This is a genomic window from Lacimicrobium alkaliphilum, assembly GCF_001466725.1.
GTDB classification, from domain to species: domain Bacteria; phylum Pseudomonadota; class Gammaproteobacteria; order Enterobacterales; family Alteromonadaceae; genus Lacimicrobium; species Lacimicrobium alkaliphilum_B.
The window spans coordinates 1,152,055-1,174,737 of the sequence record NZ_CP013650.1 but is presented as its reverse complement, the minus strand read 5'-3'; the positions used below and the strand labels follow the sequence as shown (position 1 = coordinate 1,174,737).

Annotated in this window: 20 protein-coding genes; 16 read left to right on the top strand and 4 right to left on the bottom strand. The window is 50.4% G+C overall.

Annotated features, from left to right (window positions below):
• Positions 1–132 precede the first annotated feature (132 nt).
• The 6 genes from AT746_RS05285 (at position 133) to AT746_RS05260 (ending at position 6,895) form a co-directional block, all read left to right on the top strand.
• Entirely contained in the window at positions 133–510 is a 378-nt protein-coding gene (locus AT746_RS05285; RefSeq protein WP_062477453.1) for a DUF3192 domain-containing protein, read from the top strand.
• Positions 507–2,195 carry an HDOD domain-containing protein gene (locus tag AT746_RS05280; protein WP_062477451.1) on the top strand — a complete coding sequence of 563 codons (1,689 nt, stop codon included), beginning with the start codon at positions 507–509 and terminating at the stop codon, positions 2,193–2,195. The genes AT746_RS05285 and AT746_RS05280 overlap by 4 nt, the downstream gene beginning before the upstream one ends.
• Before the next feature lie 139 nt (positions 2,196–2,334).
• Positions 2,335–3,342, top strand: coding sequence for an isocitrate dehydrogenase (locus AT746_RS05275; RefSeq protein ID WP_062477448.1), 1,008 nt, complete (start codon positions 2,335–2,337; stop codon positions 3,340–3,342).
• Positions 3,343–3,534: 192 nt separating this feature from the next.
• Positions 3,535–3,834: a ComEA family DNA-binding protein gene (locus AT746_RS05270; protein WP_062477443.1), complete on the top strand. Its 300-nt coding sequence runs from the start codon at positions 3,535–3,537 to the stop codon at positions 3,832–3,834.
• 184 nt (positions 3,835–4,018) lie between these two features.
• Positions 4,019–5,434, top strand: coding sequence for a mannose-1-phosphate guanylyltransferase/mannose-6-phosphate isomerase (locus AT746_RS05265; protein ID WP_062477440.1), 1,416 nt, complete (start codon positions 4,019–4,021; stop codon positions 5,432–5,434).
• A gap of 12 nt (positions 5,435–5,446) precedes the next feature.
• Positions 5,447–6,895 (top strand): phosphomannomutase/phosphoglucomutase, encoded by a 1,449-nt coding sequence (locus AT746_RS05260; RefSeq protein ID WP_062477437.1) that lies wholly within the window; start codon positions 5,447–5,449, stop codon positions 6,893–6,895.
• A gap of 33 nt (positions 6,896–6,928) precedes the next feature.
• Here AT746_RS05260 and AT746_RS05255 read toward each other — a convergent pair whose 3' ends face one another.
• Positions 6,929–8,077: a serine hydrolase domain-containing protein gene (locus tag AT746_RS05255; protein ID WP_062477435.1), complete on the bottom strand. Its 1,149-nt coding sequence runs from the start codon at positions 8,075–8,077 to the stop codon at positions 6,929–6,931.
• Between the two features lie 6 nt (positions 8,078–8,083).
• Positions 8,084–8,539, bottom strand: a complete 456-nt coding sequence (locus tag AT746_RS05250) for a GNAT family N-acetyltransferase (RefSeq protein WP_062477432.1) — start codon at positions 8,537–8,539, stop codon at positions 8,084–8,086.
• Positions 8,540–8,674: 135 nt separating this feature from the next.
• Here AT746_RS05250 and putP point away from each other — a divergent pair, with 135 nt between their 5' ends.
• From putP to AT746_RS05210, 8 genes are all read left to right on the top strand, one after another.
• Positions 8,675–10,192 carry a sodium/proline symporter PutP gene (putP, locus tag AT746_RS05245; RefSeq protein WP_062483983.1) on the top strand — a complete coding sequence of 506 codons (1,518 nt, stop codon included), beginning with the start codon at positions 8,675–8,677 and terminating at the stop codon, positions 10,190–10,192.
• A gap of 159 nt (positions 10,193–10,351) precedes the next feature.
• Positions 10,352–11,569, top strand: coding sequence for an EAL and HDOD domain-containing protein (locus AT746_RS05240; RefSeq protein WP_062477429.1), 1,218 nt, complete (start codon positions 10,352–10,354; stop codon positions 11,567–11,569).
• 196 nt (positions 11,570–11,765) lie between these two features.
• On the top strand, positions 11,766–12,680 hold the full coding sequence (gene cysD / locus AT746_RS05235) for a sulfate adenylyltransferase subunit CysD (RefSeq protein ID WP_062483981.1): 915 nt from the start codon (positions 11,766–11,768) through the stop codon (positions 12,678–12,680).
• Positions 12,680–13,273 carry an adenylyl-sulfate kinase gene (gene cysC / locus AT746_RS05230; protein ID WP_062477426.1) on the top strand — a complete coding sequence of 198 codons (594 nt, stop codon included), beginning with the start codon at positions 12,680–12,682 and terminating at the stop codon, positions 13,271–13,273. The genes cysD and cysC overlap by 1 nt, the downstream gene beginning before the upstream one ends.
• Positions 13,273–14,058: a 3'(2'),5'-bisphosphate nucleotidase CysQ gene (cysQ, locus tag AT746_RS05225; RefSeq protein ID WP_062477423.1), complete on the top strand. Its 786-nt coding sequence runs from the start codon at positions 13,273–13,275 to the stop codon at positions 14,056–14,058. Before cysC ends, cysQ begins: the two co-directional genes overlap by 1 nt.
• A gap of 1 nt (position 14,059) precedes the next feature.
• Entirely contained in the window at positions 14,060–15,475 is a 1,416-nt protein-coding gene (cysN, locus tag AT746_RS05220; protein WP_062477419.1) for a sulfate adenylyltransferase subunit CysN, read from the top strand.
• 10 nt (positions 15,476–15,485) lie between these two features.
• Entirely contained in the window at positions 15,486–17,213 is a 1,728-nt protein-coding gene (locus AT746_RS05215; protein ID WP_062477416.1) for an SLC13 family permease, read from the top strand.
• A 102-nt stretch (positions 17,214–17,315) separates the two neighbouring features.
• Entirely contained in the window at positions 17,316–18,452 is a 1,137-nt protein-coding gene (locus AT746_RS05210) for a PQQ-dependent sugar dehydrogenase (protein WP_062477413.1), read from the top strand.
• Between the two features lie 304 nt (positions 18,453–18,756).
• Here AT746_RS05210 and cysS read toward each other — a convergent pair whose 3' ends face one another.
• Positions 18,757–20,136 carry a cysteine--tRNA ligase gene (gene cysS / locus AT746_RS05205; RefSeq protein ID WP_062477409.1) on the bottom strand — a complete coding sequence of 460 codons (1,380 nt, stop codon included), beginning with the start codon at positions 20,134–20,136 and terminating at the stop codon, positions 18,757–18,759.
• Positions 20,137–20,572: 436 nt separating this feature from the next.
• Between cysS and ppiB the strand changes: the two genes are divergently transcribed.
• Both ppiB and lpxH read left to right on the top strand, forming a co-directional pair.
• The gene (gene ppiB / locus AT746_RS05200; RefSeq protein ID WP_062477406.1) at positions 20,573–21,070 is read left to right on the top strand and encodes a peptidylprolyl isomerase B; all 498 of its coding nucleotides are present in this window, start codon (positions 20,573–20,575) and stop codon (positions 21,068–21,070) included.
• Positions 21,071–21,077: 7 nt separating this feature from the next.
• A complete protein-coding gene (gene lpxH / locus AT746_RS05195) occupies positions 21,078–21,803 on the top strand; it encodes a UDP-2,3-diacylglucosamine diphosphatase (RefSeq protein WP_062477402.1) in 726 nt (241 codons plus the stop codon).
• On the opposite strand, the gene miaE is transcribed toward lpxH, so the two are convergent.
• On the bottom strand, positions 21,770–22,531 hold the full coding sequence (gene miaE, locus AT746_RS05190; protein WP_062477398.1) for a tRNA isopentenyl-2-thiomethyl-A-37 hydroxylase MiaE: 762 nt from the start codon (positions 22,529–22,531) through the stop codon (positions 21,770–21,772). The genes lpxH and miaE overlap by 34 nt on opposite strands.
• Positions 22,532–22,683: the final 152 nt, after the last annotated feature.

Sequence of the window (22,683 nt, the reverse complement as noted above, 5' to 3'; positions counted from 1 at the left end):
GTAAATGGAAGACTATCAATGCTAAAATGAAAGCATTATTTTGTAACATTCAGTCTGATAACGGGTGATTCGCAGAACTGATTCTGCAGAACGATCATTAATGGTTTTCAGGCACAAGAGTATGACATAACAATGAATAATAAAATTATACGCCGTGCCGCTATTGGCTTTCTGATCTATCTGATTTTCGCTGCGCTGGTATTGTTTTTTTATCCCGATGATCCCGACGCTATGGACTGGCGGGACAGAGAACAATACAACAAAGTACAGGTGGCCAAGCTGGACCTGGGCACCAGCCGCGAAGAGATTATCGCTCTTATGGGCGCACCGGATATCAGTGAAGCCAAGCAGGTTAAAGATCAACGAATTCAGATCATGTTCTACCGTACCCAGCATATGGAGTCCGATGGCATCACCACCATGAATGAGTGTACGCCCCTGTTGTTTGAAAATGACATTCTTATCGCCTGGGGTGACGGTACCTATCAGCAGTATACTGACTGGCAGTGACCGAGCCCTTATCTGTAGCGCTCGGCGAGCAGTTGGCCGGGTTTATCGAACTGGAAAACAGGCTCCGGGACGGTGCGCCTGCCGGACAGATTATCTCTCATTGTTTTAATCAGGCCCACCAGCTGCAGGATAGTTTTGCACAAGCACCAGACTCATGGCTGGCAATGGCTCAGCTGAATTTCCCTGACTACTCAGACAGTCAGAACTTACGTTTTAAACGCACACTACTGGCCATGTTATTCAGCCATTGTCATCGCTGGCACCCACAGAGCAGCATTGGCCTGATGTGCGCCGCGATGACGCTCGATCTATATAGCTGGCCCACAACGGGCGATGATTTCCTGAAACAAATTAAACGCCTTGAACAGCAGATCTGGGCCAGCAGCCTTATCCCTGTGGCGCGGTTACTGCCCCTTCGCCAAAAAAACGGTTTCTACCAGCGCTTTGCCCGCCTTAGTCATCCACAATTGCTGCTAATGCTGGTAGGCCTGATCAGTACTGAAGACCGTGATAAACCGCCCCAAAAACACTGGCATCAGTTGCTGCGTGCGCTCGCCAGACAGCTGCCATGTAACTGTTATAATCTGCTCGAACCGCTGCTCCTCGCATTTGGCCTTGTGCCCCCTGGAGCGATGATTCAACTGCAGGATAAGGGTATCGCGATACTCTTGTCACAGACACCCAACGCCCGCCTGATAAAGCGCTATCATTCCCGTAGTAAAAGTTTCAGTGAAGAGGTTGAGGTCATTGCAATCACCGAGGCCATTCGGCCACGAGCTGCCTATGGGATAAAAAGCCTGTCACTGACAGACAGGTTGTGGGATAAAGACTGGCTGTCCTCCCATCAGGACACTGAGGAGTCAGATGGCTGGCTGCCACACACTCAACCTCTTAGTAAACCACCGGCTAAATTACTGGCCATCCAGGATCTGCTCAAGCAGGATGAACCCGATGTGGATATGATCAGCAACCATATCGCCACCGAAGGTTTCCTGGCCCGGCAACTGAAGTATACCGCCAGCCAACGCTCCCGTATGAAGCTGCAACTGGAAGAGGTAAAGCATGCATTACTGTTTCAGGGATTTGAGCGCACCAGCAGCATACTGGTGCAGCAGGCCCTTCTCAACCGGTTAAATCAACAGTATTTTCCGTTGCAACAACATGCACTGCAATTTTGCGTATTGCTTGGTCATGTGCTCGAAGCGCTGGGTGACAGACAATCGAAGCTGCAGACTGAGTCTCTGGTTACGCTGGGCTATTTTTTTTGCTCCGGGTTGTTTATCAATGCCGCATTCAAGCGCAGAGTCAGACTGCCCGCACGGGCAGAGGAACTTTTCTCGCTGGATCAGCTTTTTTCCTTGCCAGCCAGCGTATCCTGCACCCAACAGAGTCTGACGCTGGCAAGGGCGTGGCAGCAGGAAAAATCCAGCCTCGATGCCATACGTTGTCATCACCAGCTACCCTCAGAGTCGGAACTGAAAGGGATGGCCAAAACCCTGGCAACTATGTTAGGTGTTGGGCTCATGATGAGTCGCCAGATCTACTTTGGCGATCAGCCAACTCAGGGTCGCAACAGCATCTACCTGCAGCAGGCAATGCAAGTGTTGCAGCTTCAGCCTGACGAGATGCAGGACGTGGTTTTACAGGCCATGGAAAACAGCCAGTGTTATTGGCCAACCGGATAATCAGCAGTCACCGGAATTCCCCGCAGAACTGCCGTTTTTACTGGAAGATCAGCGCATTTAATGCTATAAATCGCGCCCGTAAATTACCCCAAAATACAGGGGTCTCCCCAATATAAGACGACAGACAGAGGAACTCTCCATGACTCAACAGCGTATAACGGTTATCCGTGGCGATGGTATCGGACCTGACATAGTCAATGCCACCCTGCAAATCCTTGATAAAGCGGGCTGCGATTTTGCCTATGATTTCGCCGATGCCGGTCTGATGGCGCTGGAAAACCATGGAGAGTTACTTCCCCAGCAAACACTGGATCTGATTGCCAAAAACCGTATTACCCTGAAAGGGCCACTGACCACTCCTGTGGGTGAAGGCTTCACTTCTATCAACGTCAGTCTGCGTAAACAGTTCAAGCTTTTTGCCAATGTGCGCCCGGTACTTTCCTTCAAGGGCACCAAGGCCCGTTACGAAGATATCGACATCATTACCGTGCGGGAAAATACGGAAGGCATGTACTCCGGTTTGGGCCAGAAAGTTTCCGAAGATGGCAACGAAGCCGAAGCGATGAGTAAAATCACCCGTGAAGGTGCTGAGCGCATCCTCACTTTCGCCTATGAGATGGCGCTTAAGGAAGGGCGTAAAAAAGTCACTGCCGTGCATAAGGCCAATATCCTTAAATCAACTTCAGGGCTGTTTCTCAAAGTTGCCAGAGAAGTGGCACAACGCTACCCACAAATTGAGTCCACAGAGATGATCGTCGATAACACCTGTATGCAGCTGGTGATGAATCCTCATCAGTTCGATGTCATTGTTACAACCAATCTGTTTGGCGATATTATCTCTGACCTTTGTGCCGGTCTGGTTGGCGGGCTGGGTATGGCTCCCGGCGCCAATATCGGCGAAAACTGCGCTATTTTTGAAGCTGTGCATGGTTCTGCACCGGATATTGCCGGCAAGAACCTGGCGAACCCCACTTCGGTCATCCTGGCAGCAATCCAGATGCTCGAGCACCTGGGTATGGCTGATAAGGCAGAGAAGATTCGCCACGCCATAAAAGATGTGATCGAGTCCGGCGATCGCACCACCCGGGATCTCGGCGGCAACCATGGCACCACAGACTTTACCCAGGCGGTACTGGAAAGATTGTAAACAACAACCACATTCGCGAATCTTTCAGGCCGGTTTTTACCGGCCTTTTTTATGTCCGAAACTTCAAACTCAATATTTTTCTTCTACACTAATCTTTACTTCGGCAATCGATGTTCATTGAATACCGTGTCGAGGTAGCATTGACGCAAGTCGTCACACCCTAAAGGAAATCAAAGGAAAAAGGAGAGATCTATGAAATGGTTAATATGGGGTGTTGTTATGCTCGGTCTGGTTGCCCCTTTACAGTCCGTGGCATTGAGTAAGGATGTAAGCAAGGATAAAGTGGCAGCAACACAAGCTGTAATCAACCTCAACACAGCTTCAGCCAAAGAACTGATGTCCTTACCCGGGATAGGTAAGAAAAAGGCCGAGGCCATCATCCAGTATCGGGATGAAAATGGCGGTTTTCATTCCATTGATGATCTGATCAAAGTCCAGGGAGTGGGCAAAAAGTCCATGGATGCCCTGCGCGGCAAGATCAGCGTCAACTGAGTACAGCCTGAAGTAACGGTACAGGGACGTACCGCAATCACCACGGCAACGCTGGCGCCGCAATTTATTGACACCAGACAATCACACCCCTCCGGCATGATATTGGGTGCATTTACCCTATACCTCAGCGCAGTTTGAAGTGATATGCTTGGCAGATAATAAAATATCAGTCAGGATGATCCTTATGAAGCCAATCATTATGGCCGGCGGCGTTGGCAGTCGCCTTTGGCCCAAATCCCGTGCCGCCTTTCCTAAACAGTTTCTGCCTCTGACCAATGAGCACAGCATGCTGCAGGAAACCCTGCACCGGCTCGAGGGCCTTAACAATGAAGCGCCGATATTTGTGTGCAACGAAGCCCATCGCTTTATTGTCGCCGAACAACTGTTGCAATCAGGTATAGAACACGATGGTATTCTGCTCGAACCCATGGGTAAAAATACCGCTCCGGCTATTGCCCTTGCCGCACTGCATGCAATGCAACAGGGTCAGGATCCGGTATTGCTGGTACTGGCCGCTGATCATCTGATTGAGGATATTGCCGCTTTCCACCAGGCTATTGCCAACGCAGAGCAACTGGCATTGCAGGACAAGCTGGTGACGTTCGGTATTGTGCCCACCAGTGCCCATACCGGATATGGCTATATTCGCCAGGGTGATGCCATCCCCGGCGACGAAAATGGCTTTAGTGTATCGGAATTTGTGGAAAAGCCGGATCTGGATACGGCTCAGCAATATTTACAGGACGGCGGCTATTTGTGGAACAGCGGCATGTTTATGTTTAAAGCCAGCCGTTACCTGCAGGAGCTGCAAAAGTTCGTACCGGACATTTACCAGAGCTGTAAAGCCGCCATCGAGTCTGAACAACAGGATCTGGATTTTGTCCGGGTCAACGCTGAGACTTTTGCTCAGTGCCCCTCTGATTCTATCGACTATGCTGTAATGGAAAAAACGGATGCCGCCGCTGTGGTTCCGCTGGATGCGGGCTGGAGTGATGTGGGCAGCTGGTCGTCATTGTGGGAGGTATTACCCAAAGATGAACAGGGTAACGTGGTACGGGGAGATGTCATCCTTGAGCAGGTCAACAATAGTTATATCAACGCCGAACAGCGACTGGTGTCGGTTATTGGTCTGGACGATGTGATCGTGATTGAGACCAAAGATGCGATGCTGGTGGCACATAAAGACAAGGTTCAGGAGATTAAAAAAGTGGTGGATAAACTCAAAGCGGCTAAACGCCCTGAGTACGAATTTCACCGCGAAGTATTCCGCCCCTGGGGCAGCTACGATTCGCTTGATCAGGCCGAGCGTTTCCAGGTCAAACGTATCAAAGTCAAACCCGGCGAAAAGCTGTCTATACAGATGCATCATCATCGCGCCGAACACTGGATTGTGGTGACAGGCACAGCCAAAGTCACTTGTGATGATAAAACCTTTCTGATGACCGAGAATGAATCCACTTATATTCCCATTGGCACAACCCATAGCCTGGAAAACCCTGGCAAAATACCGCTGGAACTGATTGAGGTGCAATCGGGCGCCTATCTGGGTGAAGACGATATTGTGCGTTTTTCAGATCGCTATGGCCGGGTTAAAAGCTGAGGCAAAACGAGCATGAATTTAAGTTGTTTTAAAGCCTATGATATCCGTGGTCAGCTCGGTGAGCAGCTCAACGAAACTGTTGCTTATCGTATCGGACGAGCCTTTGCCGAACATCTGGACGCCAAAGAGGTGGTAGTGGGTGCCGATATCCGCCTGACCTCTGAACCACTGAAACTGGCCCTGAGTGCGGGTCTAATAGATGGTGGCGCCAGGGTCACAGATATTGGCATGACAGGTACCGAAGAGATCTACTTTGCCACCAGTTATCTTAATCAAAGTGGCGGCATCCAGGTCACTGCCAGTCATAATCCCATCGACTACAACGGCCTGAAACTGGTGCGGGAGGGCTCTCGCCCCATCAGCGGTGATACCGGCCTGGATAAGGTAAAAACGCTGGCAGAAAGCTATGATGAGCAGGATGTGGCTGTGCGTCTCGCTGAATATGCAAAAAAGCAAATGCAAGGCGAATTTGCAAAAGGTGAAGGTCTGGTTGATGCAAAAGCACTAAAGACCACTGGTCAGTATCAGAAGCAATCGGTACTGCCAGCCTATACCGAACATATGCTCAGCTATATTGATCCCGGGCAGTTAAAACCGCTTAAGCTGGTGGTTAATGCCGGTAATGGCGCCGCCGGCCACGCTGTTGACGCCATCGAGAAAGCGCTGCAACACATAGGCGTAATGATTGAATTTATTAAAATTAATCATCAGGGTGACGGTACCTTTCCCAATGGTATCCCTAACCCGCTGTTACCGGAGTGCAGGCACCAGACCCGCCAGGCCGTGATTGAACACCAGGCGGATATGGGCATTGCCTGGGACGGCGATTTTGATCGTTGCTTTTTGTTTGATGAAAACGGCGACTTTGTCGAGGGATATTATATCGTTGGCCTGCTTGCACAGGCCTTTTTAAGCAAAGATCCCGGCGCTGCCATTATCTTTGATCCCAGGGTCTACTGGAATACCCAGGATATTATCCTCAATGCCGGTGGCCGTCCGGTGATGAGCAAAACCGGTCATGCCTTTATCAAGGAAAGAATGCGCAAGGAAGATGCCGTATATGGCGGTGAAATGAGCGCCCATCATTACTTCCGCGACTTTGCCTATTGTGATTCCGGCATGATCCCCTGGCTGCTGGTGACCGAGTTATTGTCCAATACCGGCAAGCCCTTGTCTGAACTGGTGGCTGAGCGTATTGCGGCCTTCCCTTCTTCGGGGGAAATCAATCGCACAGTAGATGATGCAGATGCCACTCTGGAAAGGATTCTGGCAACATATCAGCCTCTGGCAAAACGCCGGGACAATACTGATGGTATCGGGCTGGAATTTGACAACTGGCGGTTTAATTTAAGAAAGTCGAATACCGAGCCGGTGATCCGCCTGAATGTGGAAACGAAAGCCGATAAGACATTGTTGCAGCAAAAGACCACCGAGTTGTTGGCCCTCATCGACAACAACTAAACAACCAAAAGAAGCCGCCTGTAACACGGCCCGTCAGTGTTGCAGGCTTTCTGTTACCAGCCTTACCATTTCGCCAATCTGAGACGGTTCCAGCCAGCGGGTGACAATCATCAGATCCTGCTTTTTATCCACTACAATAAAGTTACCGCCAAATCCTGCGGCATAAAACAGGCTGCTGTCATCCACCTGCTGCCATTTCCGCTGGCCCTGATTCAGCCACCACATAAATCCGTAACTGTCATTCGCCGGGGAAGGCGCTGTCGCCTGTTCAAGCCAGGCCTTGGATAAAACCTGTTTATCCTGCCAACGTCCATCCCGAAGCACCATTAGTCCAAAACGGGCCTGGTCCAGGGTGGAAACAAAAATCCCCCCGCCCGAATGACCGCCGCCGGTGACAGATTTCATCTGCAGGCCGTCTAATGTCACCCAGGCATCGTCATAGCCAAACCAGCGCCAGGTTGTGGAAGCACCGATGGGATCCATAATATGTTGTTTAAGGACTTGCGGCAGTGGCTTACGGAATACCTGCAATAGCGAATAGGCCAACAGATTTACCCGCACGTCATTGTATTCCATCACGGTACCCGGCTGATTCAGAGCACGATACTTCCAGTCATCCAGGCCACCTTCCTGCGGCGGCCTGTCAGCCCAGTCTTTGATTCCAAACAAGCTGCCGGACCAGTCAGATGACTGGTCAAGCAAATGCCGCCAGCGAATCTGGCTGTTATGGGCGCCGGCAAAAGTGCCATCCCATACATAATCCTCTACCTTTTCCTCAACACTGGCGATCAAACCCCGATCAACAGCGATACCGGCCACCGACGATAAATAGCTTTTGGTTACACTGAACGTCATATCGACCCGGCCCAGATCACCCCACTGTGCGGCAATATAGCCGTCTTTTACAATCATTCCCGCAGGACCGCCGCGGTCTTTTACCGGCCCCAGCAGGGTATGAAAAGGCTCTCGCTCAAATCCTTTGAGAATGGCAATGCGCAGATCCCGGCTGCCTGAGTATTCATTATCTTTGGCAAAGCTGACTGCCTTTTCCAGCTTCTGCGGCGCGAAGCCCAGTTGTCCTGCTGGCCGGCTTTGCCATTGCCCCTGCTCCGGGAAATACTGCGCCTGCGCGGCATGACTTAACAGCACCGCCATAGTAGTAATGGCAAAGAACCTGATCATAATTATTTACTCCTTATACAGCGCACGCTGCATATCAATATGCATAATACCGCCATCATCATATTCTGAGCCCTGAGACTGAAATCCCAAGTTTTGGTAGAAATGCTGCAGATGAACCTGAGCGCTGAGTCGCAGTTGGCAATGCTCGTTTAAGGCTTGCGCTTTTGCAATCAGCTGCGCCATTAATCGATTTCCCAGCCCCTGTCCCCGCACTTCGTTTGCCAGCACAATACGCTGCAACCGATAACAATCAAAAGCAGAATCGCCAAGCAGCCTGGCATAACCGACCAGTTGCCCTTGCTGTTCCAGTAACACATGCCAGGCATGAGGATCCAAACCATCAATATCAGCATAGATACTTTGTTGTTCGATAATAAAAACCTGCTGACGCAAAGCCCAGATGGCCTGAAGCGTCAGGCTGCTTAATTGTTCAAATTTACACCAGCGTGTTTGCAGATTCATAGGTACTCTGGAGAATGGGTTAACAACTTGATAGCATGGTACGCTAATTGACTGAATTTTCTAATTTTTACCTTTCGTCGTGTTTTTGTTCAGTCAAAACAATCACAGGAGAGCTTTGTGGAAACTGGTACGTATATTGAAACGGGTACGTTAATCTCGCTCGCATTATATTTTATCGCCATGCTTGGCATCGGCTTATATGCTTATCGCACATCCACTTCCGATGTTTCCGGCTATATGCTCGGTGGCAGAAAGTTGGGTCCCGGCGTCACCGCATTATCTGCCGGCGCCTCAGATATGAGTGGCTGGATGCTGATGGGTTTGCCGGGTGCCATGTATCTGGCCGGCATTTCTCAGAGCTGGATCGCCGTGGGACTGGTGATTGGCGCCTTTATGAACTATCTGATCGTGGCTCCTCGTCTGCGGGTATACACGGAAGTGGCCAATGACTCTATAACCATCCCTGATTACTTCGCTAACCGCTTCGATGATAAGGGCCGCTACCTGCGTATCTTCTCGTCCTTAGTCATCATTATCTTCTTCACCCTCTATACCTCTGCCAGCCTGGTCGCTGGCGGTAAATTGTTCGACAGCTCTTTTGGTATGGATTACAGCACAGGGCTGTTTGTTACTGCCGGTGTGGTAGCTGCCTATACCCTGTTCGGAGGATTTCTGGCTGTCAGTATGACCGACTTTGTACAGGGCTGTATTATGTTTGTGTCGCTGGTACTGGTACCTATTGTTGCCTTCAACCACTTAGGCGGTGTCGGTGAGGTCAGCGCTGCGGTCAGCGACATTAATCCCGATATGCTTAAGCTTTTTGTAAACGGCGCCACCGGAGAAGCCCTTTCCATACTGGGCGTGATATCCCTGCTGGCCTGGGGTCTTGGTTATTTTGGTCAACCTCATATTATTGTGCGATTTATGGCAATCCGTTCGGTTAAATCCATCAAAACAGCACGTCGTATCGGCATGAGCTGGATGATCGTGTCCATTATTGGTGCGCTGGCCACCGGCTTTGTGGGCGTGGCTTATGTGGCAGAAACCAAAATGCAACTGGATGATGCTGAAACCATTTTTATTATTTTCTCCCAGTTCCTGTTTCATCCGATGATCGGTGGATTCCTGCTGGCCGCAATTCTGGCCGCCATTATGAGTACCATTTCATCTCAGCTATTGGTCACCTCCAGCTCGCTGACTGAGGATTTTTACAAGGCCTTTTTACGCCGTGACGCCGGTGACAAAGAACTGGTGCTGGTAGGCAGAATCTCAGTACTGGTAGTGGCACTGGTGGCCATTGCGCTGGCCTGGAACCCACAGAACAGCGTGCTGAATCTGGTCAGCAATGCCTGGGCAGGTTTTGGCGCGGCATTTGGCCCTGTCATTATCGTCAGCCTGTTCTGGAAACGCATGAACCGCACAGGTGCGCTGTCGGGTATGCTGGTCGGTGCGGCCACAGTACTGTTCTGGATTTATGCGCCGGTTACCATAGGGGGCGAAAGTTTAAGCAGTGTGATCTATGAAATCGTACCCGGCTTTATTCTGTGTACACTGACCATTTTCATTGTCAGTAATCTGACCGCACCACCCAGTGATGCGTTGCAGAGTAAACACGAAGAAATGGAAGCCAGGCTTAAAGCAGAATTAAGCTGAAAAACTCTGTAATAAGTACTTCAGAACTCAGATACCGGCGACAATCGCCGGTATTTTTTATTAGTATCAGAATGTTACAGACAGATTAATCCTCTCTGGTATCCTTTGCGGCAATCTATTAGCATAGTCTAAGCGTTATCTTCGGGGATAAAATCTATCATGGCGTTTTTCGCAGCTCGTCAGCCCATACTCAACAGGGAAAAGCAGTTAGTGGCCTATGAACTGCTATTCAGAGACAGTCTTGAAAATGTTTTCCCCGATGTCTGCGATGAACAAGCCACATCGAAAATGATTGAAGGCCTGCAGTTTAATCTCGGCATGGATAAGCTAACCGAAGATAAACTGGCCTTTATAAACTTCACTCAGGACACCCTGTTAAACGGCTACCCCATGCTGCTGCCCAAAGAATTTGTGGTAGTGGAAATACTGGAAACAGTAACACCGAGCAGAAAGCTGCTGGAAGCGTGCAAAGAGCTGAAGCAACATGGTTATACCATTGCACTGGATGACTATGAGCACAAAGGCGTATGGAAACATTTTTATCCCTACACTGACATCATAAAAATTGATTATCAGGTCACGCAGGTTGACGAGATTCGCCTGATTAAAGATGCCATCAAAGACTTCCCCCACATCAAGCTTCTGGCAGAAAAAGTCGAAACTCACAATGAGTACCATCAGGCCATGGAGCTGGGTTTTGAATACTTTCAGGGCTACTTCTTCAGCAAGCCGGAGGTAATGAGGAGCCGCACACTGGATCCCTCACAGATGACCGTCGCACAGCTGATGAGTGCACTGGCCGAACCTGAACCGGATATCCCCGCCATCACTGAGGTATTCCAGGGTGATGTTCACCTGTCCGTTAAGTTGCTCCGGTACGCCCAGTCACCAATTTTTAAACGCCGCAATGAAATTTCCAATATCAAGCAAGCCATTGTGCTGCTGGGTTTACAGGAACTTCGTCGTTTTGTATCTGTGCTTTTTACCGCCCAGTTTGTGGACAGGAAGCCCCCGGCACTCACAGTGATGTCTCTGGTGCGGGCCCGTTTTTGTGAGTTAATCTCGACGATGCCCGGTGAGCAAGCCACCGAGAATGCGGCTTTTCTGACCGGGTTGTTGTCTTTGCTGGAGGGAATGTTGGATGCCCCCCTGGCGGAGTTACTCGATAACCTGCCCATCTCTCAGGTTATCAAAGACGCGCTGATTAAGGGTGAGGGCAGGCTTGCCGAATACCTGTTGCTGATTGAGGCTTTTGAGCAGGCCAGCTGGCAAAGCGCAAAAAAACAGTGCAACAGGATGGGAGTCAATATCGACAAAGTCACCCGACATTATCTGGATGCTGTACGCTGGGCAACACTCAGAGAGAGTGCCGGCTGATCAGAACCGGCAGTGGCATCAATGCCCCCAAACAACCTCTTTCCTGACCCAAAAGATACAAACTGCAATCAGGTAGTTTGGTATTTGTTATAGCGATCTTGCATAGCCAAAATCGGCTGGATCGTGATATTGTTCTATGTATAGAACACATTTGCATAACTCTATTTCCGACAACATTACAGGTCTGATCAATACCATGGACGCCAATATTCCATCCGTTACCCATCTCAAGCAGCTCGAAGCTGAAAGTATCCATATTTTCCGTGAAGTCGCGGCGGAGTTCGATAACCCGGTTATGCTGTATTCCGTCGGTAAAGATTCCTCGGTGTTATTGCATCTTGCCCGCAAGGCCTTTGCGCCGGGCCGGATCCCCTTTCCCCTGTTACACGTAGACACCACCTGGAAGTTTCGCGAGATGATTGAGTTTCGCGATCGCATGGCCAAACAGCATAAGCTGGATCTGATCGTGTATAAGAATCAGGAAGGCATCGATATGGGTGTCGGCCCCTTTACACACGGCAGTGCCAAGCACACAGATATTATGAAAACCCAGGCACTGAAAAAGGCGCTGAATAAGTTCCAGTTTGATGCTGCTTTTGGTGGTGCCCGCCGTGACGAAGAAAAATCCCGGGCCAAGGAGCGGGTCTATTCGTTTCGCGACGAGAACCACCGCTGGGATCCGAAAAACCAGCGCCCTGAGCTGTGGAATATTTACAACGCCAAGGTCAATAAAGGCGAAAGCATCCGGGTATTTCCGCTGTCCAACTGGACCGAACTGGACATCTGGCAGTATATCTATCTGGAAAACATCGAAATTCCTGAATTGTATCTGGCCAAGCCACGCCCTGTTGTAGAGCGCGATGGCGTACTGATCATGGTAGATGATGATCGCATGCCCCTTGAAGAGGGGGAAACGCCAAAGATGGAGTCAGTCAGATTCCGTACTCTGGGTTGTTATCCTCTGACCGGGGCGGTGCAATCAAATGCCGCCACCCTGCCTGATGTGATTCAGGAAATGTTGTTAACAAAGACCTCCGAGCGTCAGGGCCGGGTCATCGACCATGACAGTTCAGGCTCCATGGAGAAAAAGAAAATGGAAGGATATTTCTGATGAATGACAATATCGTCTGGCATGAACACAAAACCAATAAAGCCGATCGCGCCCGGCAAAAAAATCAGAAGCCCGCTGTAATCTGGCTGACCGGCTTAAGCGGCTCGGGTAAATCCACTATCGCCAATGTGCTGGAGCAAAAACTGGCAGCATCCGGGAAGCACACCTATCTGCTCGACGGTGACAATATCCGCCATGGCCTTTGTGGTGATCTGGGCTTTGCCGATAAAGACAGAGTGGAAAATATCCGCCGTATCAGCGAAGTGGCAAAGTTGTTTGTAGACGCAGGGCTGATAGTGATTACCGCCTTTATTTCGCCGTTCAGAACAGACAGAAAGTTCTGCCGCAATTTGCTCGAAGCCGGAGAGTTTGTCGAAGTCTTTGTGGATACCCCCCTGGAAGTCTGCGAGCAGCGCGACCCCAAGGGCTTGTACCAAAAAGCCCGGCAAGGCGATATCAAGCACTTTACCGGTATTGATTCGGCTTATGAAACTCCTGAGTCACCGGAAGTGCATCTGACCTTCGATGGCGAAACACCGGATCAATCTGCCGATAAGCTAATCGCTGCACTGACTGAGAAGGGCTATCTGTAATGAGTAAGGCGCAATTGGCTGAACAGGTGACTGACATTGCCCATCAAGCCGGCAAGGCCATTATGGCGATTTATGCCAAAGATTTTGATATCTATAGCAAAGATGACAAGAGTCCGCTCACCGAGGCGGATCTGGCCGCCCATCATATTATTGTTGACGGCCTGAAAGCCATATCAGACCTGCCCATTTTATCAGAAGAATCCGCCGATATTCCCTGGCAGGAACGTCGTCAGTGGCAGCAATACTGGCTGGTGGACCCCCTTGATGGCACCAAAGAGTTTATCAAGAAAAATGGCGAGTTCACGGTCAATATTGCCCTGATTGAAAATGGTGAGCCGGTATTAGGTGTGGTGTACGCACCGGTGCTCGATACCACCTACTCAGGGGTCGTTGGCGAGTTTGCCCGGTTCAGCCAATCCGGTAATACCGAAGAACTTAAACCCGCCACTCACCAAAGCGGTGAATGCTGGAAAGTGGTTGGCAGCCGCTCTCACCAAAGCCCTGAAATTCAGGCACTGCTTGATCAGTTACCGGGCGAAACCGAGTTGGTGGCCATGGGCAGTTCCTTAAAGCTATGCCTTGTGGCCCAGGGCAAGGCTCACCTTTATCCGCGCCTTGGGCCTACCTGTGAATGGGATACCGCGGCTGCCCATGCCGTTGTCCGTGCCGCCGGTGGCAGTGTCTGTGAGCTGGATGCCGACAAACCCCTGAGCGAGCAGCGCACACCGCTGCGCTACAACCAGAAAGAATCCCTGTTAAACCCTTATTTTCTAGTGAGCTGTTAACATGAATAGCCAAAATGATCTCCTCGAAAAGGACATTCTCAGTTACCTTGAGCAACATGAACGCAAAGATCTGCTGCGCTTTTTGACCTGCGGCAGTGTGGATGATGGTAAAAGCACCCTGATTGGACGGCTGCTGCACGACTCCAAGATGATTTATGAAGATCAACTGGCCGCCATCAGTAAAGACAGCAAGAAAGTCGGCACTACGGGTGAAGAGGTGGATCTGGCATTGCTGGTGGATGGCCTGCAATCAGAGCGTGAACAAGGCATCACTATCGATGTAGCCTACCGCTACTTTTCCACTGACAAGCGTAAATTTATTATCGCCGACACCCCCGGCCATGAGCAGTACACCCGGAACATGGTGACTGGTGCTTCCACCTGCGATCTGGCCATCGTGATGGTGGATGCCAGGGGCGGCGTTAAGGTTCAGACACGCCGCCACTCTTTCCTGGCTTCATTGCTGGGTATCAAGCATGTGATTGTGGCTGTCAATAAAATGGATCTGATGGATTATGACCAGGCAGTGTATGACAAGATCCGTGAAGACTATCTGCAGTTTGCCAAGCAACTGACTATTCCTGATATTCGCTTTGTACCCATCTCTGCCCTCAAGGGCGACAATGTGGTCAACCGCAGCGACAGTATGTCCTGGTATCAGGGTGAGACTCTGATGCAATTGCTGGAAAATATTGAAGTCCACAAAGACGAGATGCAGCGGGATTTCCGCTTCCCTGTACAATACGTCAACCGCCCGGATCTGAATTTCCGTGGTTTTGCCGGCACTATTGTTTCCGGTCAGATCAAGCCGGGTGACGAGATCACCGCCCTGCCCTCGGGCAAAACCTCTACCATCAAACAGATTGTCACCTTCGAAGGTGAGCAGAACATCGGTTATGCCCCACAGGCAGTGACCCTGACGCTGAATGATGAAATTGATATCTCCCGTGGTGATATGATTGTCAAAAGCGATAACCTGCCACTGCACAGCGCAGCCTACAAGACCCATTTAGTGTGGATGGCGGAAGATCCGCTGATGCCGAACAAACAATATGAGTTTAAGTTTGCCACTAAGTCAGTGACCGGCTCCGTGCAACGTCTGGATTATCAGATCGACGTCAATACCATGGAGAAAAAGGATCTGCTGCACCTGAATCTGAATGAGATTGCCGTTGGCAGCATCAAACTGACTCAGCCTGTGGCCTGCGACCCTTACCAGCGTAACCGCAAAACCGGCGCCTTTATCATTATCGATCGTCTGACCAATGGTACAGTCGGTGCCGGCATGATTATCGAAGCTGACAAATCCGCAGAGAAGGAAAATAATCAGGCTTATTCCGAATTCGAACTGGAATTTAATGCCCTGGTACGTAAACATTTCCCCCATTGGCAGGCGCTGGATATCAGCAAACTCTGAGTTGAATTAGATGGACATAAACCAGCTACTGGTTGCAGGGATTTTTATTGCCACCATCGCGGCGCTTATCTTTACCGATAAGCGCCCGGCGGCGATTTTTTCCATGGCGATGCTGGCACTGTTGGCTAGCGGTCAGCTATCCCTGTTGCAATTGTCACACGGGTTTACCAATCAGGGGCTGATCACTCTGGTACTGCTGCTGCTTATCAGCAACGCCATCGATAAGACCTCATTGCTGAAGCTGCTTGGCAGGAAACTTATTAATGCCAGCTATACCAGCAGTTACTGGCGTTTGTTCGGGCTCACCTTCACAAGTTCAGCGTTGCTGAACAACACCGCCATTGTTGCCAGCCTGATCAGTCCGGTCACCCAGAATCAGTTCCATCCGGCCTCAAAGTTACTTATTCCTTTGTCTTATTCTGCCATCCTCGGTGGTACGGTAACCTTAATCGGTACCTCTACCAACCTGATTGTGGACAGTTTCCTGGTAGAGCAAGGTCACCCTGGCTTTGCCTTCCTGGATTTTACTCTGTATGGCCTGGTCGCGGGCCTGGCCTGCGGCTTGTTGTTGTTTCTGATGTCGCCTCTGCTGCCGGATATCAAAATCAAACAGGCGGATTACAAAGAGTATTTTATTGAAGCTAAGGTGGATGCCGATTCACCACTGATTGGTAAAAGCATTGAGGAAAACCATCTGCGTAACCTGCCCGAGCTGTATCTGGCAGAAATTATCCGCCAGGGCCACCTGCTGACACCTGTGACACCGGAAATCGTTATCGAGGCCGGAGACAAGTTGATTTTCAGCGGCAATGTCAAACGGGTAGACAGCCTCAGTCATATTCCCGGCCTGACGCTATTTGCCGAAACCAATGGCCTGCTCAGAGAAAATCTTACCGAGGTGGTCATCTCCAACCGCGCCAAGCTTATTGACAAAACCCTTAAGCAGGTAGGGTTCCGGGCCATGTTTGATGCCGCGGTTGTGGCCATTCGCCGTGACGGTGAAAGCCTCTCCGGTAAGCTCGGTGATATCAGACTACAGTCCGGTGATAACCTGTTGCTTGCCACCGGACCGGATTTTGACAGCCGCAATAATCTGTCAAAGAATTTCTTTATTCTCACCGAGCACAGCCTGCCGAAAAAACTCAGTCCGGTTCAGGAGCGCCTGACCCTGGGTGGTTTTCTGTTAACGGTACTGCTCAGTGCCACTAATGTGGTGTCGCTGGCCACCGGTCTGGTATTTTTATTGGCCCTGCTGGTGTTTACCGGTATCAGCAATGGTGCCGAATTAAAGCGTCACTTGCCGGTCAATCTGATTATGGTGATAGTCGGCGCACTGGGTCTGGCCGGCGCGCTGGAGCAATCAGGACTGATTGCCAGTATTAATGATCTGGTCTTTCCGTTACTCGAAGGCAGCAGTCCCTTTGTGGCCCTGGTGGCGATCTATTTGCTGACCTTACTGCTTACCGAGCTGGTCACCAACAATGCCGCTGCCGCGCTGATGTTTCCTTTCGCCTGGGGGCTGGTACAAATGCTGGATGCGCCGGTACTGCCTTTTGCTCTGGCGGTGGCCTTTGCAGCCAGCGCCAGTTTTATTTCCCCCTGGGGTTATCAGACCAATCTGCTGGTATTCAGCGCCGCCAATTACAAACTTTCTCATTTCGTGCGCGTCGGCCTGCCGGTATCTATCCTCTATACGGTTGTGGTACTGAGTTTGCTGAAAATCAGCTTTGCCTTGTAGAGAACCGATTCGCTCAAATAGCGCCAAAAATCGCTCAAGTGCGGGAAAAGCTTAGCTTTTTCCACTAGCATAGTAGAGTACTAAAAACCTGAAGGAATCGAGATGACCCGTAACCTAGCGCTACTCTTTGCCAGTTTAACCCTTTGCCTGAGCTCTGCAGCGTGCGCCAACACCCCGGCGCAAATTGACAGTGAACAGGCCAGTATTAAGGTGGAAGTCGTGACTTCCGGGCTGCAGCATCCCTGGGGGATGACCTTTTTGCCTGATGGCCGTATGCTGGTCACCGAACGAACCGGTAAACTCAGAATTGTCGATGCCGATGGCAATAAATCAGAGCCGTTAAACGGCTTACCGGAGATTCTGGTAAAAAATCAGGGCGGTCTGCTGGATGTTACCATCGATCCTATGTTCAGCGAGAACCAGCGTATTTATTTCAGCTTCAGCGAACCGGTTTCCGGCAGCGAGAAAAGCAGCACTGCCGTTGCCAGCGCGATTTTAGAAGAGCAGGGCCTGAGCGAATTGCAGGTTATTTTCAGTGCCAGGCCTAAAATTGATACCGGCCATCATTTTGGCAGTCGTCTGGTATTTGACCGTGAAGGTGCATTGTTTATTACCTTAGGGGATCGCGGTTCACAGCGTCAGGGCGCGCAGGAGCTTGATAGCCACTATGGCAAAGTAGTACGTGTACTGCCAAATGGTGATATCCCAAAAGACAATCCCTATACCGATAATGACAAGGCACTGTCAGATATCTGGTCTTACGGTCATCGCAATATTCAGGGTGCGACGCTGCATCCGCAAACTGGCGAACTCTGGACCCACGAGCATGGTCCCCAGGGCGGTGATGAAATTAATATCGCCGAAGCGACGAAGAACTATGGCTGGCCAGAGATCACCTATGGCGAAGAGTATGGTGGTGGTGAAATTGGCGACACCAAAAAATCCGGAATGGAGCAGCCACTGCATTACTGGGTGCCCTCTATCGCGCCCAGTGGCATGACCTTTTACACTGCCAAAACCTTCAGCGACTGGCAGGGCAATCTGTTAGTAGGCTCACTGAAATTTCGCCAGTTGGTCAGACTGGAGCTCGGCGATGACAACAAGGTCACCCATGAGGAACGTATCGACATCGGCCAGCGTGTGCGTGATGTGCGCCAGGGTCCGGACGGCGCCGTTTACCTGCTCACCGACCATCCTGACGGCCAGATATTACGCCTGATACCTTCTAACCCATTGTAACTAAAAGAATTTAACCACAGAGGCACAGAGAACACAGAGAGGTAAAGGGGATTAAACCATTAATACCTCCGTGTTCTCTGTGCCTCTGTAGTTGGTCTTGTCTTTCTCAACCGGGTTCGTGCTTTTACTTCGCTCTGTCCTGCGCTACGCAAGCCAGCCTTCGGCTGTTCCACGTGTTCCCGACACTTTGGTCCTGTGGTGGTTTAAAAGCTTTTGACCACGAAAGGCACGAAAAGGAGCAAAGCGTTTAACCCTTCCATCCTCCGTGCCCTCTGTGGTCATGCTTTTAGTTCGTGGAGCCGAATTACTTACGCCGCCAGCTGGTGCCTTGCGGGCCGTCTTCCAGCTCAATCCCCATGGCCGTAAGAGCATCACGAGCCGCATCGGCTGCCGCCCAGTCTTTGTTTTTACGGGCATCGGCGCGCACCTGTATAAGGCGCTCGATCTCTGCCACATCCGCCTGGTCATCACTACCCGTTCCCTGCAGGAATTGCTCCGGTGATTGCTGTAACAGCCCCAGCACACCGCCAAGGCGGATTAATACTGACGCCAGCTTAGCCGCTTCACCGGCTTCGGCTTTATTAATATCCCGGGCCAGATCAAACAGTACCGAGTAGGCTTCAGGGGTATTAAAATCATCATCCATGGCCTGATTAAAGCGCGCCTGATAACCACCATAACCTGCATCGACACTGTTATCCGGATTCACTCCCCGCAGTGCCGTATATAAGCGCTCCAGTGAGGCTCTGGCCTGATGGATATTCTCCTCTGAGTAATTTAACTGACTGCGGTAATGGGCGCTGAGCAGAAAATAACGCAGGGTTTGTGCATCGTACTCTTTGAGCACATCGCGCAGGGTAAAGAAATTGCCCAGTGACTTGGACATCTTCTCCTCATTGACCTGCACCATGCCGGTATGCACCCAGTAATTCACATAGGGAGTGTCAAAGGCACAGCAGGACTGGGCCACTTCATTCTCATGGTGTGGGAAAATCAAATCGGAGCCGCCACCGTGGATATCAAAATGCTCCCCCAGATGCTTGTGGTTCATGGCCGAACATTCGATATGCCAGCCCGGCCGGCCTTTACCCCAGGGCGAGTCCCAGCTTGGCTCACCAGGCTTGGCGGATTTCCACAACACAAAATCCAGCGGATCGGTCTTATCGGTACTGACCTCCACTCTGGAGCCCGCCTGCAACTGCTCGAGATCCTGGCCACTGAGTTTGCCGTAGCGCTCGAAAGTACTGACATCAAACAGCACATCACCACTGTTACTTTGATAAGCATGGCCTTTTTCCACCAGACGCCGGATCACATCAATGATCTCATCCATATGGGTCGTCACACGGGGCTCAATATCCGCCGGCAACAAACCAATGGCATCAAAATCCTGATGCATATCGGCAATAGTACGGTCAATCAGGTTAGTAAAGGCTTCCTGATTCTCCTGTGCCCGCCTGATAATCTTGTCATCCACATCGGTAATATTGCGGACATAATTCACTTCATAGCCTGAGTGCCTTAAGTATCGCACCATCATATCAAAACTCAGGTAGGTACGGGCGTGGCCCATATGGCAAAGGTCATACACCGTAATACCGCACACATACAACCCCACCTTGCCTTCCTGCAAAGGTTTGAAGCGCTCTTTTCGGCGAGTCAGGGTGTTGAAAATGTGCAGCATAGGTAAATCCTTGAGAATAAATCATAAATGACGTGATTAAGGCGCGAATTTTACCCTAAGGGCCCTGCCGCTGCATCCCGTTTCCATCCTGAAAAGACAGATCATTCCCTGAGCCACGGCTTTGGGATACAATAGAGCACAATATGGTTTAAATAAACAACATCAGCGAGAGTTCAAAAAGCGCGCAGGCAAGGCAAATTTTTGAAGGTTTAGTGGGTCTAAATCAAGAAAATTTGCCGCCGGATGCGCGTTTTTTTGAGCCTCGCCCGCAGGGAGCGCCTGAAAAAGCCTCACTCTGCGTTCTGATTGCTTAAAAGAGCACCACTATTCCTGCGCAACCACGCCTTGATTGAGGCTTTTTCAGGCAGCTCTGGTGTTCGTTTTTTAAACCATATGGTGCTCTTTCACCCTATTTTTTCACAATCAGGACATCATCATGACGGTAACACTCAATACCAATTACGGTCCCATTGAACTGACCATGCTGGCCGACAAGGCGCCAGCCACTGTTGAGAACTTTCTGAGTTACGCTCGCGAAGGCTTTTATGACAACACCATTTTCCATCGCGTGATTGACGGTTTTATGATCCAGGGTGGCGGCATGGAGCCGGGTATGCGTCAGAAAGAAACCAAGGCACCAATTAAAAACGAAGCCAATAATGGCCTGGCCAATAACAAAGGGACTGTGGCGATGGCCCGGACCAATGACCCTCATTCCGCCACCTGCCAGTTTTTTATCAATATTGCGGATAACAACTTTCTTAATTTCCGTGGTGAAAGCATGGATGGCTGGGGCTACTGTGTCTTTGCCGAGGTCAGCAGCGGTATGGACGTGGTAGAAAAAATCCGCAAAGTCGACACTGGCAGTTCAGGCATGCACCAGGACGTTCCTCTCGAAGAAGTGGTAATCCAATCTGTTGAGATCAGCGAATAACCTATCTATGCAACCCACCCTGTTTATCGCCGATCTGCATCTGAGTGAAGACAGGCCCGATATCACTGCGGCGTTTGATACCTTTATGTCAAGTCAGGCCAGGGACGCCGCAGCCCTTTATGTGCTCGGCGATCTGTTTGAAGCCTGGATTGGTGATGATGATACCTGCCACTTTAACCAACATATCAAACAAGCCTTCAGAACCCTGACGAATAGCGGTGTACCGGTTTACTTTATTCACGGCAACCGTGACTTTCTGATTGGTAAAAAGTTTGCCGGGGAGACCGGTATTCAGTTGCTGCCGGAAAAGCAGGTGATCGATCTGTACGGTGAAAAAGTGCTGATTATGCATGGTGACAGCCTCTGTACCCGGGACCATAAATACATGGCCTTTCGTAAAAAGTCCCGCGGTTGGTGGTGGCCTAAACTGATGCTTGCACTACCACTGTGGTATCGCCGAAGAGTGGCTCAAAACGCCAGAAAAACCAGTGCGTTACATCAGAAGAACAGCAGCGAACAGATTATGGATGTGACCCCTTCTGAAGTCGACAGGGTGATGACAGAAGCCGGCGTCAGCAAACTGATCCACGGCCATACTCACAGGCCTGCGATACATAAGTTTCAGCTCGGTGATAAACAGGCGCAGCGCATTGTACTGGGTGACTGGTACAGTCAGAGCAGTGTGCTGAGGGTTACGCCTCAGTCCACTGAACTCAAGGGCACACCGCTGTGAAAACGCAATTGCGGATCCGGGGATGAAATCAGCTGCGCTTCGGTTTCGCCCAATAGCTGCACCCGCTCGCTGATATTCCCGCCTGTGACTTTTTCAGCCAGACTCAGATAATCCTGAAAATGCCGGGCCTCAGAGCGCAGCAAAGACAGATAAAACTCCCCAAGGCTGTTATCCACATAAGGCACCAGCGCGGCAAATCGCTCACAGGAGCGGGCCTCGATATAAGCCCCACAGATCAGCTTATCTGCCAGTTTAGCTGGCTCATGGCTGCGCACCTTCTGCATCAATCCTTTGGCATAGCGGGACGCACTTAAGTTTACGTAGTCAATATCACGCGCTTTAAGTATCTCCACTACCTGCTGAAAATGATGCAACTCTTCTTTGATCAGCAACACCATCTTATCGATGAGCTCATCCCCTAATTCAAAATCCGACTTGCCGATCAGTTTCTTAGATAAGCGTACTTTTTCAAAGTCAGCGGTGCCAATGCCCCGGTACACATAGTCCTCATAAGGCTTAAGCCAGGCCAACAACGCCTCACTGCCGGCATGATCCAGTGCATAGGTACGCATCAGCCACATGGCCGTTTGCGCCGCCTTAAGCTCACAATTGGCATGATCGATCAGCAGAGTCGGCAGATTTTCCGGCTGGCTTGCCTGCTCCATCCAAGGTTCAGGCGTTGGACAGTGCAAAAAGGCGTTAATAGGCTCAAGTAATGACTGATACATCTTAAATCTGTCTGATTTCAAAGGCGCTATTTTAACGACAATGAGGTTAAATTGCTTGCAGTGACCAACAACAGAAGCAGATTTATCAAATAATCAGCCATGATGATGATTCAGGTCAAAAAACAGTGTTAATTTTTTGTTATTCTTATATC

What these genes read in the sequence shown, in the direction of transcription:
- AT746_RS05240 (WP_062477429.1), top strand. Translation starts at nt 10,352, where the DNA reads ATGGCGTTTTTCGCAGCTCGTCAGCCCATACTCAACAGGGAAAAGCAG.
- cysN (WP_062477419.1), top strand. Translation starts at nt 14,060, where the DNA reads ATGAATAGCCAAAATGATCTCCTCGAAAAGGACATTCTCAGTTACCTT.
- AT746_RS05210 (WP_062477413.1), top strand. Translation starts at nt 17,316, where the DNA reads ATGACCCGTAACCTAGCGCTACTCTTTGCCAGTTTAACCCTTTGCCTG.
- AT746_RS05255 (WP_062477435.1), bottom strand. Translation starts at nt 8,077, where the DNA reads ATGATCAGGTTCTTTGCCATTACTACTATGGCGGTGCTGTTAAGTCAT.
- miaE (WP_062477398.1), bottom strand. Translation starts at nt 22,531, where the DNA reads ATGTATCAGTCATTACTTGAGCCTATTAACGCCTTTTTGCACTGTCCA.
- cysS (WP_062477409.1), bottom strand. Translation starts at nt 20,136, where the DNA reads ATGCTGCACATTTTCAACACCCTGACTCGCCGAAAAGAGCGCTTCAAA.
- lpxH (WP_062477402.1), top strand. Translation starts at nt 21,078, where the DNA reads ATGCAACCCACCCTGTTTATCGCCGATCTGCATCTGAGTGAAGACAGG.
- AT746_RS05285 (WP_062477453.1), top strand. Translation starts at nt 133, where the DNA reads ATGAATAATAAAATTATACGCCGTGCCGCTATTGGCTTTCTGATCTAT.
- cysC (WP_062477426.1), top strand. Translation starts at nt 12,680, where the DNA reads ATGAATGACAATATCGTCTGGCATGAACACAAAACCAATAAAGCCGAT.
- AT746_RS05265 (WP_062477440.1), top strand. Translation starts at nt 4,019, where the DNA reads ATGAAGCCAATCATTATGGCCGGCGGCGTTGGCAGTCGCCTTTGGCCC.
- AT746_RS05215 (WP_062477416.1), top strand. Translation starts at nt 15,486, where the DNA reads ATGGACATAAACCAGCTACTGGTTGCAGGGATTTTTATTGCCACCATC.
- ppiB (WP_062477406.1), top strand. Translation starts at nt 20,573, where the DNA reads ATGACGGTAACACTCAATACCAATTACGGTCCCATTGAACTGACCATG.
- cysQ (WP_062477423.1), top strand. Translation starts at nt 13,273, where the DNA reads ATGAGTAAGGCGCAATTGGCTGAACAGGTGACTGACATTGCCCATCAA.
- AT746_RS05270 (WP_062477443.1), top strand. Translation starts at nt 3,535, where the DNA reads ATGAAATGGTTAATATGGGGTGTTGTTATGCTCGGTCTGGTTGCCCCT.
- AT746_RS05250 (WP_062477432.1), bottom strand. Translation starts at nt 8,539, where the DNA reads ATGAATCTGCAAACACGCTGGTGTAAATTTGAACAATTAAGCAGCCTG.
- cysD (WP_062483981.1), top strand. Translation starts at nt 11,766, where the DNA reads ATGGACGCCAATATTCCATCCGTTACCCATCTCAAGCAGCTCGAAGCT.
- AT746_RS05275 (WP_062477448.1), top strand. Translation starts at nt 2,335, where the DNA reads ATGACTCAACAGCGTATAACGGTTATCCGTGGCGATGGTATCGGACCT.
- AT746_RS05260 (WP_062477437.1), top strand. Translation starts at nt 5,447, where the DNA reads ATGAATTTAAGTTGTTTTAAAGCCTATGATATCCGTGGTCAGCTCGGT.